A 14673-nucleotide genomic window follows, 5' to 3' on the forward strand; every position below is an offset into this window, starting at 1 on the left:
TGCACAATATTGCGTAGCTGCTTTGGGCACCTGCCGCCTAGCCTGACCGTATGAAGCTTCTCTCCGTGAACGTGGGCCAGGCGAAGGCCGTGCCCTACACCGACTCGCCCGGGGGCGTGACCGGGATCGACAAGCGCCCCGTGGAGGGGCCCGTCCGGGTGAGCGCGCCCGGTCCCAAGGGGACAGGCGGCAGCGGGCTCGCCGGGGACACGATCTGCGAACTGCGCCACCACGGCGGCAACGACCAGGCGGTGTACGCCTTCGCGCGCGAGGACCTCGACGAGTGGGGGCGGGTCCTCGACCGGCAGTTCGCCAACGGCGCCTTCGGCGAGAACCTCACCACGACGGGCGTGGACGTGAACGGCGCGCTCATCGGCGAGCGGTGGCGCGTCGGCCCGCGGCTGCTCCTGGAGGTCACCTCGGCCCGCATCCCGTGCCGGACGTTCCAGGGGCACATCGGCGAGCGGGGCTGGGTGCGGCGGTTCACGCGGGCGGTGCTGCCCGGCGCGTACCTGCGGGTGCTGGAGCCGGGCGAGATCCAGACCGGGGACCCGGTCGAGGTCGTGCACCGGCCGGACCACGAGATCACCGTCGCGCTCCAGTTCCGTGCCGTGACGACGGAGCGCGCGCTGCTGCCGCGGCTCCTGGAGGCGGGGGACGCGCTCCACCCCGAGCTGGCCACGAAGGCCCGTAAGTACGTGGCGAAGCACGGCGATTGACATGGAGGGGCGCTCGCGCGGGCACCGCACCGGGGGTGCGTGGCGCGCGGGCGCCCCCGGCCTCACTAGCCTTGGTCCATGACTACGGCTCTCATCACGGGTGCGACCGCGGGTATCGGTGCCGCCTTCGCCCGGCGCCTGGCCGCCGACGGCTACAGCCTCGTCCTGGTGGCGCGTGACACGAAGCGGCTGCGGGAGCAGGCGACCGAGCTGCACGACCGGCACGGCATCGAGGCGGAGGTCCTGACCGCCGACCTCGCCACGGAGGACGGCATCACCGCCGTCGAGGAACGGCTCGCCAGCCGCCGCGACCCCGTCGACCTCCTCGTCAACAACGCCGGGTTCGGCAACAAGGGCCAGTTCCTGGAGGTCTCCCTCGCCGACGAGCTGACGATGCTGAAGGTGCACTGCGAGGCGGTGCTCCGGCTGACGTCGGCGGCGACCGCGGCCATGCGGGAGCGGCGGCGCGGCGGTGTCGTCAACGTCGCCTCGGTGGCCGCGTTCGTGCCGCGCGGCACGTACGGCGCGTCCAAGGCGTGGGTCGTCCAGTTCACCCAGGGCGTGGCGCGGGACCTGGCCGGGACCGGGATCCGGCTCATGGCGCTGTGCCCGGGGTTCGTGCGCACCGAGTTCCACCAGCGGGCCGGGATGGGCACGGACAACATCCCCAAGTGGATGTGGCTGGACGCGGACAAGCTGGTCGCCGCCGCCCTCACCGACCTGGCCCGCGGCAAGACCCTCTCGATCCCGGACCCGCGCTACAAGGCCCTCATGGGCGTGGTGAAGATGACCCCCCGCGCACTCCTGGGCGGCGTCACGTCCCGCACGGGCAGGAAGTACGGCCCCCGGTAGGCGGGCCCCGCAAGGGGCGCGAGCACGGACACGCCCTCGCGGGCAAGCGCCCGAAGGGGCGCGGGGACGGACACAACCTCGCGGGCAAGCGCCCGAAGGGGCGCGGGGAACTGCGCGAGGACGGACCACGACCCGCACCCGGCAACGCACCGGGACCCAGCAGACGCCCATCCGAAAAACGCCTGAGGCCCGGCACCCCACGACGGGGTGCCGGGCCTCAGGCTCGACTCAGGTCACGCTCAGTGAGAGTGACCGTGCCCGTGGCCGTGCCCGGCCTCGGCCTCTTCCTCCGCCGGCTTCTCGACGACCAGGGTCTCGGTCGTGAGCAGCAGGGAGGCGATGGACGCGGCGTTCTCCAGGGCGGAGCGCGTCACCTTGACCGGGTCGATGACGCCGGCCTTGACCAGGTCGACGTACTCGCCGGTCGCGGCGTTGAAGCCGAAGCCCTTGTCCAGCTCCGCCACCTTGGTGGTGATGACGTAGCCCTCGAGGCCGGCGTTCTCGGCGATCCAGCGCAGCGGCTCGACGGCGGCGCTGCGGACGACCGCGACACCGGTGGCCTCGTCGCCGGTCAGGTCGAGGTTGCCCTCGAGGACCTTGGCGGCGTGGACGAGCGCGGAGCCACCACCGGAGACGATGCCCTCCTCGACCGCGGCGCGGGTCGCGGAGATGGCGTCCTCCAGACGGTGCTTCTTCTCCTTCAGCTCCACCTCGGTGGCGGCGCCGACCTTGATCACGCACACGCCGCCGGCCAGCTTCGCGAGGCGCTCCTGGAGCTTCTCGCGGTCCCAGTCGGAGTCGGTGGTCTCGATCTCGGCCTTGATCTGGGCGACGCGGGCCTCGACGTCGGCCGCGTTGCCGCCGCCGTCGACGATGGTGGTGTCGTCCTTGGTGATCGTCACGCGGCGGGCGGTGCCGAGCACGTCCAGGCCGGCCTGGTCGAGCTTGAGGCCGACCTCCTCGGCGATGACCGTGGCACCGGTGAGGGTGGCCATGTCGCCGAGCATCGCCTTGCGGCGGTCACCGAAGCCGGGGGCCTTGACGGCCACGGCGTTGAACGTGCCGCGGATCTTGTTGACCACCAGGGTCGACAGGGCCTCGCCCTCGACGTCCTCGGCGATGATCAGCAGCGGCTTCGAGGAGCCGGCCTGGATGACCTTCTCCAGGAGCGGCAGCAGGTCCTGGATGGAGGAGATCTTGCCCTGGTGGATGAGGATGTACGGGTCCTCCAGGACGGCCTCCATGCGCTCCTGGTCCGTCACGAAGTACGGCGACAGGTAGCCCTTGTCGAAGGCCATGCCCTCGGTGAAGTCCAGCTCCAGGCCGAAGGTGTTGGACTCCTCGACGGTGATGACACCGTCCTTGCCGACCTTGTCCATCGCCTCGGCGATGAGCTCGCCGACCTGCTGGTCCTGGGCGGAGAGCCCGGCCACGGCGGCGATGTCGGACTTGTCGTCGATCGGACGGGCGGTGGCGAGCAGCTCGTCGGAGACGGCCTTGACGGCGGCGTCGATGCCCTTCTTCAGGGCGGCCGGGGAGGCGCCGGCGGCGACGTTGCGCAGGCCCTCCTTGACCAGGGCCTGGGCCAGGACCGTGGCGGTGGTGGTGCCGTCACCCGCGATGTCGTTGGTCTTGGTCGCCACCTCCTTCACGAGCTGGGCGCCCAGGTTCTCGTACGGGTCCTCGACCTCGACCTCACGGGCGATGGTGACGCCGTCGTTGGTGATGGTGGGGGCGCCGAACTTCTTGTCGATGACGACGTTGCGACCCTTGGGGCCGATCGTCACCTTGACGGTGTCGGCAAGCTTGTTGACGCCGCGCTCGAGGGCGCGACGGGCGTCCTCGTCGAACTTCAGGATCTTCGCCATGGGAGCGTTTCAGCCCTCTCGGATACTCGTATGAACGAACCGCGCCCCTCGCCGCCCGGCATCAGCGGGGGTGACCAGGGGCGCGGCGCGAAGCAAATCTGCCGGGTGGAACCGGGTGAAAGCAGCGACTACTGCTGGATCACTTCTCGATGATCGCGAGCACGTCGCGGGCCGAGAGCACCAGGTACTCGTCGCCGTTGTACTTCACCTCGGTGCCGCCGTACTTGCTGTAGAGCACGACGTCGCCGACCTTCACGTCGAGCGGAAGGCGCTCGCCGTTCTCGAAACGGCCCGGGCCCACGGCGAGGACGGCGCCCTCCTGGGGCTTCTCCTTCGCGGTGTCCGGAATGACCAGGCCAGAGGCCGTGGTCTGCTCGGCGTCCAGCGGCTGGACCACGATGCGGTCCTCGAGCGGCTTGATGGCAACCTTGGAGCTGGCGGTCGTCACGATCCGACCTCCCCCTTCGGAGATCTCGCGGGGTTAACTGATCTAGAGGTGGCGACCAGGTGGATCCGTCGTCGCGGGTGCCGGACCTGCCCGTCGCTTCTGGCACTCTCCATGCGGGAGTGCCAGGGCCGAGACTAGGACGGCGATTAGCACTCGGTCAAGCGGAGTGCCAATGGGCTGCCGCCGGCCTGGCGGGGTTTCGGCTCGGCCGGGGCGGGCCCCACTCCGTGGGGGGAGGGCTAGCGGGGGCCCGGGGGGCGGTGTTCTCCTGGGCAACGCTTCGTGTGTGGGGTGGGTTCCGCGCGGGGCGCGGGAGTGTGGGAGCTGAGCCCAGTTCTTCCTGACCCAGCGCTCAAGTCGCTCAAAAGTTGCTGGGCGCCGACGGCTGTGCCCACCTTTCCCCAAGCTCTCGGCTCCGCTCGAGCAGGGGAGGCCCCACTCGCCCCGCGGAACGACTGCCCGCAGCGGGAGGCCTCCCGGGGGATCCTCTCCGCCGCCTTGCGCCCCAGGCGTTCGATCGGGTCCACCGATTGGGCGCAGGCCGTCAGGAGGAGGAGGGGGAGCAGAAGGGCCGGGGCGCGTTTCACAAGTAGTCCTCCAGGCGGGCCACCGCGTACCCCCTGCCGGTGACCGTTTTCATGACCGTCCGGACCATGTCCGTCATCGAGCCGTCCCAATCGTCGCTCCCGCGGAAGTGCGTGAGGATGATGTCGCCGGGGTGCAGGTCGCGGTCCCACTCACGCCAGGCCATGCGGTCGGCGAAGCCCTCCGACGCCCACAGCGGCACCGCCTTGATGCCGCAGGACTTGGCGGCGCGCAGGGTGTCGCGGTCGTAGTTGCCGTACGGCGGCCGGAACAGCTCGGGCCGCTTGCCGTACCGCTTCTCGATGACGTTCTGCATGCCGCAGATCTCCCGCCGCTGCGCCTTGTACGAGAGGTCCGGCATGTAGCGGTGGTTGAGGGTGTGGTTGTTCAGGGCGGTGCCGCGGTCCTGCATCTGCTTGAAGTAGCCGTAGTTGGTCTTGATCAGGTAGTTGCTGAGGAACGCGGTGTACGGGATGCGCAGGTCGCTCATCATCCGCAGGAACGCCGGGTCCTTCTCGGCGCCGTCGTCGACGGTCAGGAAGACGACCTTGCGCTCGGTCGGGACCGTGGTGAACACCGGCGGCAGTTGCGCGTGCCCGCGCACCCCGAAGCCCTTGCGCGTCTTCAGGCGCGGCTTCACGGCGGGCGGCGGGGGCGCGGCCAGCGGGACCTGCGACAGGCCCCAGTAGCGCGCGGCGGCGGCCCGCGCGGTGTGGTTCGCGCGTACGCGCTGGGCGTACTCGTGCAGCGCCTGCGCGGGGGGCGCGAGCTGGGGCGGCTGGCCGTGCGCGCCTCCCGCGCCGTTCCGGGCGTCCGACGCGCAGCCGGAGGCGACCGCGCCGGCGCCGAGCGCGGCCACGGTGAGCACCGCCCGCCTCCGTGTCTTCCGTGCCTTCCGGGCCTTTCCCACCTTTCCGGATGATTCCGCATCTTGTCGTACTAGTACTCGTCGCATGGCGCCGGATCCTCGCAGTCCAGGGACCCGGCGCGAGGTCGACACCGCTGCCGGACGCGTACCTTCCACCGACTGGCCCACAATGGGCCGGTGAACGCTCCGCACGATCAGCAGTCCGCCACGACGGCCTTCGCCGCGCTCCTCACCGACGAGGGCACCGCCCTGCTCGACGCCGTACGGGAGGTCGAGCCCGCCGAGGAGCTCGCGGTGGCCACCCGGCTGCGCCGCGACCACCCCGTCGGCCTGGTCTCGGCGGCGCTCGCCCAGGCGCGCCTGCGGCAGCGGGCGGTGGCGAAGTTCGGGGCCGAGGACGCCGCGCGGATGTTCTTCACACCGAACGGGGTCGAGCAGTCCACGCGTACGTCCGTCGCGGCGTACCGGGCGGAGCGGTTCCGGGAGCTGGGGGTGCGGCGGGTCGCCGACCTGTGCTGCGGCATCGGCGGTGACGCCCTGGCGCTCGCGCGCGCCGGGATCGAGGTCCTCGCCGTCGACCGCTCCCCGCTGACCTGCGCGGTCGCGCGCGCCAACGCCGAGGCCCTCGGTCTGGACGGGCTCATCGAGGTCCGCGAGGCGGACGTGACCGAGGTGGACACGAGCGGCTGCGACGCGGTCTTCGTCGACCCCGCGCGGCGCGGCGGACGCGGCCGGATCTTCGACCCGGAGGCGTACTCGCCGCCGCTGTCCTGGGCCGTGGCCGCCGCCCGGGAGGCCCCGCGCGCCGCGCTGAAGGTCGCTCCCGGCATCCCCCACGACGCCGTGCCCGAGGAGGCGGAGGCCGAGTGGATCTCGGACGGCGGGGACGTGAAGGAGGCGGTGCTGTGGTTCGGGACGGGGGCGCCCGCCTCGCACCGCGCGACCCTGCTGCCGTCGCGCGCCACCCTGAGCGCCGTGCGCGCCGCCATGCCGCCGGACCCGCCCGTGCGCCCCGTCGGCCGGTACCTGTACGAGCCGGACGGCGCCGTCATCCGTGCCCACCTGGTCGCCGACGTCGCCGCCCGGGTGGAGGGCGGGCTCGTCGACGAGACGATCGCCTACGTGACCTCCGACGTCGCCCGCCCGACGCCGTACGCCACCGCGTACGAGATCACGGACCAGTTGCCCTTCAACGTCAAGAAGCTGAAGGCGCTGCTGCGGGAGCGCGGCGTCGGTGTCCTCACGGTCAAGAAGCGGGGCTCGGCGGTGGAGCCGGAGGAGCTGCGCCGCAAGGTGAAGCCCCAGGGCCCCGGGTCCGCCACGGTCTTCCTGACCCGGGTCGCCGGGGCCCCCACGATGCTGCTGGGGCACCCCCTCCGGCCCCTGGGCGAGCCGGCTACTCGGCCCTGACGCGCTCCCCGGCCACCGGGGCGGCCCGCTCCCCCGCCCCGGGCCCCGGCCGGGCCGCGGGCCCGTGCAGCACCCCGGAGGCCGCGGCCGCCGCGACCAGCAGCCCCGCCGCCACGGCGAACGCCGCCGCGTACCCCTGCGCGAGCCCGGCGGGCCCCGCCCCGGCCGCGCTCCCGGCGACGGTCACGAGGACCGCGAGCCCGATCGAGCCCCCGGTCTGGCGCGCGCTGTTGAGCAGCCCCGACGCCATCCCGGTCTCCTCCGGGGCCACCCCGGCCGTCGCGGACGTGCCGAGCGGTACGAAGCACATGCCGATGCCCACGCTCGCCACCAGCGAGGGCCCGAGCACGGACCCCGCGAAGGTCCCGCCCGCCTCCACGGCCAGCGCGAACCACGCGAACCCGGCCGCGCCGAGCAGCCCGCCCGCCACCAGCAGCGCCCGCTCCCCGACCCGGCCCACCGTCCGGGTCGCCACCACCGTGCCCGCCACGACCCCCGCGCAGAACGGCAGGAAGGCGGCTCCGGCGCGCGTGGGCCCGTACCCCAGGACCTCCTGGAGGTAGAGCGAGGTGAAGTAGAACGCGGCGAACTGGCCCGCCGACATCAGCAGCGAGAAGACGTTCGCGGACAGCACGGGGCGGTGCGCGAGCAGCCCGAGGCGCAGCAGCGGCTGCCGGGCACCCCGCTCGCCGTGGTGCTCGACGACGCAGAACGCGGTGAGCAGCACGGCCGCGGCCGCCAGCGTGCCGAGCGTGGCGGCCGAGCCCCAGGCGTGCGTCTCGGTGCGGACGAGGCCGAGGACCAGGACCGCCGTACCGGCGGTGACGAGCAGCGCGCCGAGGACGTCGAGGCGCGGGCGGCCCGGCCCCGGGCGGTCGGCGGGCACGCCGGGGCGGACGGCGGCGAGCGCGGCGAGCACCACGGGGACGTTGACCAGCATCACCGAGCGCCAGCCGGCCCAGTCGGTGAGCAGGCCGCCCGCCATGATCCCGACGGCGCCGCCGAGCGCGAGCCAGGCGCCCCACAGGGCCCGCGCCCGCGCCCGCGCCGGACCCGCCGGGTGGTGCACGGTGATCAGCGCGAGCGCCGCCGGTGCCAGGGCGGCGGCGCCCGCCCCCTGCACGGCGCGCGCCGCCACGAGCTGGCCCGCGCTCTGGGCGAGGCCCCCGGCGAGGCTCGCGACCCCGAAGACGGCGAACCCGGCGACGAGCGCCCGCCGCCGCCCCAGCAGGTCGGCGAGCCGTCCGCCGAGCATGAGCAGCCCGCCGAAGGCGAGCGCGTACGCGTTGACGACCCAGGTCAGCGACTCGGGCGCGAAGCCGAGCCCGCGGCCCATGTCGGGCAGGGCGATGTTGACGACGGACATGTCGAGGGAGACGAGGAACTGCACGGTCAGGAGCACGGGGAGCAGCAGGGAGCTGCGCCCCGAGGGCTGTTTCGTCATGCACCGCAGATTAATATACGCGTATAGAAAATAGGGAGGGGTGAGCGCGGAGCAGGGCGGACGTGAGAATGAGGCCGTGGCAGCGGAAGAACGTACGGAAGGGCCGGCCGAGGCCCGGCCGGAGCCGAAGAAGCGCGGCGTGGGGCGCCCCCGGCGCATCGGGCCGGACGCGATCGTCGGCGTGGCGCGGCGCATCCTCCGGGAGGAGGGCGTCGAGGCGCTCAGCATGCGCCGGGTCGCCAAGGAGGTCGGGGCCACGCCCATGGCCCTGTACCACCACGTGCGGGACAAGGACGAGCTCCTGATGCTCGCCCTGGAGGGCACGGCGGCCACCCTGCCGCGGCCGGAGCTGCCCGCCGACCCGCGCGAGCGCATGGTCGCCGTCGCGGTCCACATGCACGCCGTCCTGGAGGAGCTGCCCTGGGTGGTGGAGGTGCTGCGGCTCGGCGGGCTCACCGACCGGGGCGCGCTGTGGATGGTCGAGGAGCTGGTGGGCGCGGGGATCGCCTGCGGCCTCACGCCCGAGGAGGCCGTGCACGCGTACGCGACGCTGTGGCACTGCGTGTACGGGAGCCTGGTCTATCGGCGGGCGGTGGCCCGGCGGGCCGCGGGGCCCGACCGCGAGCGGTACTTTCCCGGCATGCTGAGCGGGGCGGACGCGGGGGAGCTGCCGCATCTGACGGCGCTGGCGGATCGCTGGACGGAGCTGACCGCTTCGTACGACGTGGGGGTGCAGTTGCGGGCGGTGGTGGACGGGTTGCTGGGGCCTCGCGGGGGGCGCCCCAGTCCCGCCCCTTTCCCCTAACCAGGGGCTGCCGCCCCTGGACCCCGCTCTTTCGGCGCTCCGCGCCTCGTCCTCAAACGCCGGACGGGCTGAGTTCCTGCCGCCGCGCCGTCGTCGACTGCCGCGGACGGCCTGACGACGGCGAGACGCGGAAAATTCCAGCCCGTCCGGCGTTTGAGGACGAGCGCGCCGGCGCGATGCGGGGGTCCAGGGGGCGGAGCCCCTTGGTTACGGGAAAGGGGCGCCCCGCGCAGGGTCAGCCGAGGCCCACCGACTCGAACCGCCAGCGGTGCGGCGCCCGCGCCACCAGGTCCGCCGGGGGCGCGGGCAGCTCCGGCAGCTCGGCGTCGGGCGCCGCGTCCCACCACGTGACGACCAGCACCCGGTCCGCCGGCGCCCGGAACGTCTCCCGCCGCACCGGCGCCACGGCCAGCTCCTGGGCCCGCGCCCAGGCCAGCAGCTCCGCCCCGCGCCCCTCGGCGGCCCGGGCCTCCCACATCAGCGCGACGCTCACGAGTAGAGGTTGTCCTTGCTGACCTCGTGCACGTGGTCGTGGTCGTGCGTGTGGGGGTGCGCGCCCGGCACGTGCGGCTCGGTCACCGGCAGCGAGGAGTCCGCCGACAGGCCGAGGTCGGAGGCCGGGCGGTTGCGCGCCACCATCTCTGCGCCGAGCGCGGCGACCATCGCGCCGTTGTCCGTGCACAGCTTGGGCCGCGGCACCCGCAGCCGGATCCCGGCGCGCTCGCAGCGCTCCTCGGCGAGCGCCCGCAGCCGGGTGTTGGCCGCGACGCCGCCGCCGATCATCAGGTGGTCGACGCCCTCGGCCTTGCAGGCCTTGACCGCCTTGCGGGTCAGCACGTCGGCGACCGCCTCCTGGAAGGACGCCGCCACGTCCCGCACCGGCACCTCCTCGCCCGCGGCCCGCTTGGCCTCGATCCACCGGGCCACGGCGGTCTTCAGGCCGGAGAAGGAGAAGTCGAACTCCGGGTCGCGCGGCCCGGTGAGCCCGCGCGGGAAGGCGATGGCCTCGGGGTCGCCCTCGCGCGCGTAGCGGTCGATGACGGGGCCGCCGGGGAAGCCCAGGTTCAGCACCCGGGCGATCTTGTCGAAGGCCTCGCCCGCGGCGTCGTCGATGGTCGCGCCCAGCGGCCGCACGTCGGCGGTGATGTCCGTGGAGAGCAGCAGCGAGGAGTGCCCGCCGGAGACCAGCAGGGCCATCGTCGGCTCGGGCAGCGCGCCGTGCTCGAGCTGGTCCACGCAGATGTGCGAGGCCAGGTGGTTGACGCCGTAGAGCGGCTTGCCGAGCGCGTACGCGTACGCCTTGGCGGCCGAGACGCCGACGAGCAGCGCGCCCGCGAGGCCCGGCCCCGCGGTGACGGCGATGCCGTCGAGGTCCTTGGCCGTGACGCCCGCGTCCTTCAGGGCGCGCCGGATCGTCGGGACCATCGCCTCCAGGTGGGCGCGGGAGGCGACCTCGGGCACGACGCCGCCGAAGCGCGCGTGCTCGTCGACGCTGGAGGCGACGGCGTCGGCGAGCAGCGTGGTGCCGCGCACGATGCCGACGCCGGTCTCGTCGCAGGAGGTCTCGATGCCGAGGACGAGGGGCTCGTCGCGGAGGTCAGCCATGGATCTCGGTTCCTTGTACGCCGTTCACCGGGCCGTCGGCCCGTCCGTTCGGGGAGGGTTGCGGGGCGGCCGGCGGGACGGCCGAGGGGTCCGACAGACGCATCACCAGCGCGTCCACGTTCCCCGGCTGGTAGTAGCCGCGCCGGAAGCCGATGGGCTCGAAGCCGAAGCGCTCGTACAGCTTCTGCGCCCGGGTGTTGTCCACGCGCACTTCCAGCAGCACCTCGGTGGCCTCGAAGGCCGTCGCGTGCCGGAGCAGCTCCGTGAGCAGCCGCGCGCCGAGCCCGGTGCCCCACTGGTCGCGGGCCACGGCGATGGTCTGCACGTCGGCGGCCACCGCGTCGCCGCCGCCGGAGTCGGAGCCCGCGACCGCGAGCCCGCCGTAGCCGACGAGGCGCTCGCCGTCGTACGCGACGACGTAGCGGCGCGTGGATCCCGGTCCGCGCGCGTGCGCGAGCTCGGACCAGAACATGCCGCGCGACCAGGCGTCCTCGGGGAAGAGGTCCTTCTCGAGGGCGAGCACGGGATCGATGTCCCACCAGCGCATCTCGCGCAGCACGGCGGCGTGGGGCGTCACGGTCGTCACTGGGGCGTGACCACCTTGTAGTTCTTGGGCACCTGCGCGTCCGGGCGGCGCAGGTACAGCGGGCGGGGTTCGAGCAGCTCCTCGCCTGCGGCCAGCTTCTCGGCGGCCAGCGCGGCGAGGGCGGCGGCCGCGACGTGCTCGGGGCCGCGCGCGTCCGGGAAGGTCTCCGGGTAGAGCGCGGCGCCGGCACCGACGGCCGGCAGGCCCGCGACCTGCTCGGCGATGTCCGCGGGCCGGTCGACGGCGGGCCCGCCCACCCGCGTCCGGGTGTCCTCGTACCGGGCCCAGTAGACCTCCTTGCGCCGCGCGTCGGTGGCCACGACGAAGGGGCCGGACTCGATCCCGGACGCGTACGCCAGACCGTCGAGCGTGCACACGCCGTACACCGGCACGCCGAGCGCCAGGCCGAAGGTGTCCGCCGTCATCAGGCCCACGCGCAGGCCGGTGTAGGGCCCGGGGCCCACCCCGGCGACGACGGCCGTGACCGCGTCGATTCTCACGCCCGCCTCGGCGAGGACGCGGTCGACGGCGGGCAGCAGCAGCTCACCGTGGCGGCGGGCGTCGACCTGACTCGCGTGCGCGACGACGGACGTGCCGTCGTGCAGGGCGACGGTGACGGCGGGGGTTGCGGTATCCAGAGCGAGCAAGAGCACGCGAACAGCCTACGGCTCCGGCGCCCGCCGCACGGCCGCACCGGCCCGAGGTGCCCCGGCTGCTACCGTCACCCCATAGCCGTACGTAGGAGAGGTGGGGCAGTGTCCAGGAGCAGCTCGGGATTCGTGGCCGGGCTCACGGCGGCGGCGCTCGCCGTGGTCGGCTTCCTCGCCTACCAGGCCTCGGCCAGCGCGCCCGACGACCTGAACGCGCGGCCGGACAAGTCCCCCACGGCCCCCACGAAGTCCCCCAAGGACAAGGGCGACTCGCTGGCGCTGCCCGCGCAGTCGGGCACCGGCAAGCGGGTCGTGTACTCCCTGGACCAGGACCGGGTGTGGCTGGTCGGCGAGTCCGGCAAGGCCAAGCGCACGTACAAGGTCACGCCGAGCACGGTCGACCCGGCCCCCGGTCAGTACAAGGTCACGTCGCGCTCGGGGCAGGTCACCGGCTCGGACGGGGTACAGATCGAGCACGTCGTGCGCTTCGCGGCGGTCGACGGCATAGCGGTCGGGTTCAGCGCGGCGCTCAACGGCTCCACCGAGAAGCCGGACCCCGGGAAGAAGACCGGCGGCATCCGCTCGTCCCGCGAGGACGGCAACGCGATGTGGGACTTCGCGATCATCGAGACGAAGGTCGTCGTCGTCAAGTAACGGGCCCCCGCCGTCACCGGCTGTCCGTCCGGTGCCCCTCGGTTACGCGGCGCCAGCCCTCGGTTGCCTTGACCAGCTATCGGTTACGCGGCGTCGCGCCGGGTCTCGTCCGCGGGGGCGCCTTGGTGCACGGGAGCGGCGGGAGGCGTGGAGACGGCGCTCGCGGCGGCGCACGACGCGAGCAGCTCACTCATCGTGCAGGCGGAGGGCTGCGCCGGCAGCCCCTGCGGCCGGGACTGCGTGTCGTGTTCTGAAGCCGGCATGGACGCCTCCTGGGGCTTCGGGGGCAGACGTGGTTAGGTAGACCTAACCAGGACCGGTATCCATGTGACCACGCCCGGGCCCGCCCGCGCAACATCTTACCGACGCCTTGTCGGAAAATGAGGGCGGCGGAGGCCCGGGGTCGGGGCAAGGGGTTCGTGGTGGGAGTGGAGGGAACGGCTTCCGAGCGCGGTGTACGGCTCAGGCGGACAGGACCGACAGGTCGACGCCCTCCCAGCGGGCCCCGATGCCTCGCAGCGCCACCTCGCGCCGCTCGTCCGCGGTGTCTCCCGCGGCGCGGTGGATCAGCAGGTGCAGCCGGTCGTCGGACAGCTCCTCGACCTTGCCGTCGCCCCACTCCACGACGACCACGGAGTCCGGCAGCGAGACGTCGAGGTCCAGGTCCTCCATCTCGTCGAGCCCGCCGCCCAGGCGGTACGCGTCCACGTGCACCAAAGCGGGGCCGTCGCCGAGCGGGGGGTGGACGCGGGCGATGACGAACGTCGGCGAGGTGACGGCGCCGCGCACGCCGAGGCCCTCGCCGAGGCCGCGCGTCAGCGTCGTCTTGCCCGCGCCGAGCTCCCCGGTGAGCATGACGAGGTCGCCCGGGCGCAGGAGCTTGGCCAGGCGGCGGCCCAACTCACCCATCTGCTCGGGGGAGTTGACGTCGATCGTGAGGGAGGCGGCGGGGGCCGGGCTGTGCGGTGCTTCCATGAGCCCCACGTTAACCGGTGGCGACGGCGCCCGTGCGCGCCAGCAGATCCGCCAGCCGGTCCGTCACCGCCTCCGGGTGCTCCAGCATCACCAGGTGCCCGGCGTCCGGCACGAGGACCAGCTCCGCGTCCGGCAGCAGGCCGGCGATCACCTCGCTGTGCCCGCTCGGCGTGACCAGGTCCTCGTCACCCGCGAGGACGAGGACCGGAACCGCCGCGAAGTGCTTGAGGGCCTCCGCCTTGTCGTGGTCGTTGAACGCGGGGTAGTACTCCGCGACCACGTCGATCGGCGTGGACTCGATCATCCGTTCCGCGAACCGGGCGACGGCCGGGTCGACGTCCCTCGACGAGAACGAGTACCGCTTGATCACGCCCGCGAACAGGTCCGACGTGGCCCGCCGCCCCCGCTCCACCAGCTCGGCCTGGGAGCCGAGGGCCCGCAGGACGCCGGGCAGCACGCGCCGCACGGCGTTCACCCCCGCCACCGGCAGCCCGAAGTTGACCTCGCCGAGCCCGCCGGAGGACGTGCCGACGAGGGCCACGGCCGCCACCCGCTCCCGGATCAGGTCCGGGAACTGGTCGGCGAGGGCCATCGTCGTCATCCCGCCCATCGAGTGCCCGACGAGCACCAGCGGCCCCTCGGGCGCGGCCGCGTCGATGACGGCCTTGAGGTCCCGCCCGAGCTGGTCGATGGAGACCGGCTCGCGGTCGCGCACCTGCGCGACCCCGCGGCCGGAGCGCCCGTGGCTGCGCTGGTCCCAGTAGACGCAGCGCACCACGCCCCGCAGGGCCGCGCGCTGGAAGTGCCAGGAGTCCTGGTTGAGGCAGTAGCCGTGGCTGAAGACGACGGTGACCGGGGCGGGTGCCCGGCGCCCGAAGAGCCGCCGCCGGCGCGCGGCCTGGGCGTCGGACTCCACCTCCTCGACCTCGTAGGCGAGTTCGGTGCCGTCCTCGGCGTACGCCGTGCCGGGCATGCCGCGCAGCGAGCCGTAGGGGCCCGCGGCGTCCAGGGCGAGGCGGGCCTTCTTGCGCATGCCGCGTCCGACCGTCAGCCGCTCGATGGCGACACCCGCCGCGGCGCCCGCCGCGACGACCCCTATGGCGGCGCCCGCGAGCCCGGCCCGTCGCCAGGTCGTCGCCCCGCGCACCACCACGTCGGCCACCTCGGCGGCGGCCGCCCCCGTGCTGCCCTCGCCCACGTGCCG

General features: G+C 73.6%; 16 protein-coding genes. 5 read left to right on the forward strand and 11 right to left on the reverse strand.

The genetic code is table 11. The annotated features are described in order from the left end of the window. Positions 1–50 precede the first annotated feature (50 nt). Together IE330_RS05885 and IE330_RS05890 are read left to right on the forward strand one after the other, a co-directional pair. Complete coding sequence (locus tag IE330_RS05885) at positions 51–719, forward strand: MOSC domain-containing protein (RefSeq protein ID WP_190134789.1); 669 nt, start codon at positions 51–53, stop codon at positions 717–719. A gap of 78 nt (positions 720–797) precedes the next feature. Further along, positions 798–1571, forward strand: coding sequence for an SDR family NAD(P)-dependent oxidoreductase (locus tag IE330_RS05890; RefSeq protein WP_190134790.1), 774 nt, complete (start codon positions 798–800; stop codon positions 1569–1571). 239 nt (positions 1572–1810) lie between these two features. Here IE330_RS05890 and groL read toward each other — a convergent pair whose 3' ends face one another. From groL to IE330_RS05905, 3 genes are all read right to left on the reverse strand, one after another. Further along, the gene (groL, locus tag IE330_RS05895) at positions 1811–3439 is read right to left on the reverse strand and encodes a chaperonin GroEL (RefSeq protein WP_190134791.1); all 1629 of its coding nucleotides are present in this window, start codon (positions 3437–3439) and stop codon (positions 1811–1813) included. Positions 3440–3578: 139 nt separating this feature from the next. Then, positions 3579–3887 carry a co-chaperone GroES gene (gene groES / locus IE330_RS05900; protein ID WP_004955293.1) on the reverse strand — a complete coding sequence of 103 codons (309 nt, stop codon included), beginning with the start codon at positions 3885–3887 and terminating at the stop codon, positions 3579–3581. A 583-nt stretch (positions 3888–4470) separates the two neighbouring features. Next, a complete protein-coding gene (locus IE330_RS05905; protein ID WP_190134792.1) occupies positions 4471–5427 on the reverse strand; it encodes a polysaccharide deacetylase family protein in 957 nt (318 codons plus the stop codon). Positions 5428–5517: 90 nt separating this feature from the next. On the opposite strand from IE330_RS05905, the gene IE330_RS05910 reads away from it, so the two are divergent. Continuing rightward, positions 5518–6750 (forward strand): class I SAM-dependent methyltransferase, encoded by a 1233-nt coding sequence (locus IE330_RS05910; protein ID WP_229925420.1) that lies wholly within the window; start codon positions 5518–5520, stop codon positions 6748–6750. Here the strand turns inward: IE330_RS05910 and IE330_RS05915 are convergent. Further along, positions 6737–8194, reverse strand: coding sequence for an MFS transporter (locus IE330_RS05915; protein ID WP_190134793.1), 1458 nt, complete (start codon positions 8192–8194; stop codon positions 6737–6739). The two genes, IE330_RS05910 and IE330_RS05915, sit on opposite strands and share 14 nt — an antisense overlap. 76 nt (positions 8195–8270) lie before the next feature. Here IE330_RS05915 and IE330_RS05920 point away from each other — a divergent pair, with 76 nt between their 5' ends. After that, the gene (locus IE330_RS05920) at positions 8271–8999 is read left to right on the forward strand and encodes a TetR/AcrR family transcriptional regulator (protein WP_190134794.1); all 729 of its coding nucleotides are present in this window, start codon (positions 8271–8273) and stop codon (positions 8997–8999) included. A 235-nt stretch (positions 9000–9234) separates the two neighbouring features. Here the strand turns inward: IE330_RS05920 and IE330_RS05925 are convergent, their stop codons facing one another. The 4 genes from IE330_RS05925 to tsaB are packed head-to-tail and all read right to left on the reverse strand — an operon-like array spanning position 9235 to position 11843. Next, complete coding sequence (locus IE330_RS05925) at positions 9235–9492, reverse strand: hypothetical protein (protein WP_190134795.1); 258 nt, start codon at positions 9490–9492, stop codon at positions 9235–9237. Continuing rightward, entirely contained in the window at positions 9489–10604 is a 1116-nt protein-coding gene (gene tsaD, locus IE330_RS05930; RefSeq protein WP_190134796.1) for a tRNA (adenosine(37)-N6)-threonylcarbamoyltransferase complex transferase subunit TsaD, read from the reverse strand. Before tsaD ends, IE330_RS05925 begins: the two co-directional genes overlap by 4 nt. Then, complete coding sequence (gene rimI / locus IE330_RS05935) at positions 10597–11151, reverse strand: ribosomal protein S18-alanine N-acetyltransferase (protein ID WP_190134865.1); 555 nt, start codon at positions 11149–11151, stop codon at positions 10597–10599. The genes tsaD and rimI overlap by 8 nt, the downstream gene beginning before the upstream one ends. A 35-nt stretch (positions 11152–11186) precedes the next feature. Continuing rightward, on the reverse strand, positions 11187–11843 hold the full coding sequence (tsaB, locus tag IE330_RS05940) for a tRNA (adenosine(37)-N6)-threonylcarbamoyltransferase complex dimerization subunit type 1 TsaB (RefSeq protein WP_190134797.1): 657 nt from the start codon (positions 11841–11843) through the stop codon (positions 11187–11189). A 102-nt stretch (positions 11844–11945) separates the two neighbouring features. Here tsaB and IE330_RS05945 point away from each other — a divergent pair, with 102 nt between their 5' ends. Beyond that, positions 11946–12494 (forward strand): hypothetical protein, encoded by a 549-nt coding sequence (locus IE330_RS05945; RefSeq protein WP_190134798.1) that lies wholly within the window; start codon positions 11946–11948, stop codon positions 12492–12494. Between the two features lie 83 nt (positions 12495–12577). Here IE330_RS05945 and IE330_RS05950 read toward each other — a convergent pair whose 3' ends face one another. The 3 genes from IE330_RS05950 to IE330_RS05960 form a co-directional block, all read right to left on the reverse strand. Further along, on the reverse strand, positions 12578–12757 hold the full coding sequence (locus IE330_RS05950) for a hypothetical protein (protein ID WP_190134799.1): 180 nt from the start codon (positions 12755–12757) through the stop codon (positions 12578–12580). A 199-nt stretch (positions 12758–12956) separates the two neighbouring features. Then, a complete protein-coding gene (gene tsaE / locus IE330_RS05955; protein ID WP_190134800.1) occupies positions 12957–13469 on the reverse strand; it encodes a tRNA (adenosine(37)-N6)-threonylcarbamoyltransferase complex ATPase subunit type 1 TsaE in 513 nt (170 codons plus the stop codon). 10 nt (positions 13470–13479) lie between these two features. Further along, positions 13480–14667: an alpha/beta fold hydrolase gene (locus tag IE330_RS05960; RefSeq protein WP_190134801.1), complete on the reverse strand. Its 1188-nt coding sequence runs from the start codon at positions 14665–14667 to the stop codon at positions 13480–13482. Positions 14668–14673: the final 6 nt, after the last annotated feature.

Source organism: Streptomyces longispororuber, assembly GCF_014656095.1.
GTDB classification, from domain to species: domain Bacteria; phylum Actinomycetota; class Actinomycetes; order Streptomycetales; family Streptomycetaceae; genus Streptomyces; species Streptomyces longispororuber.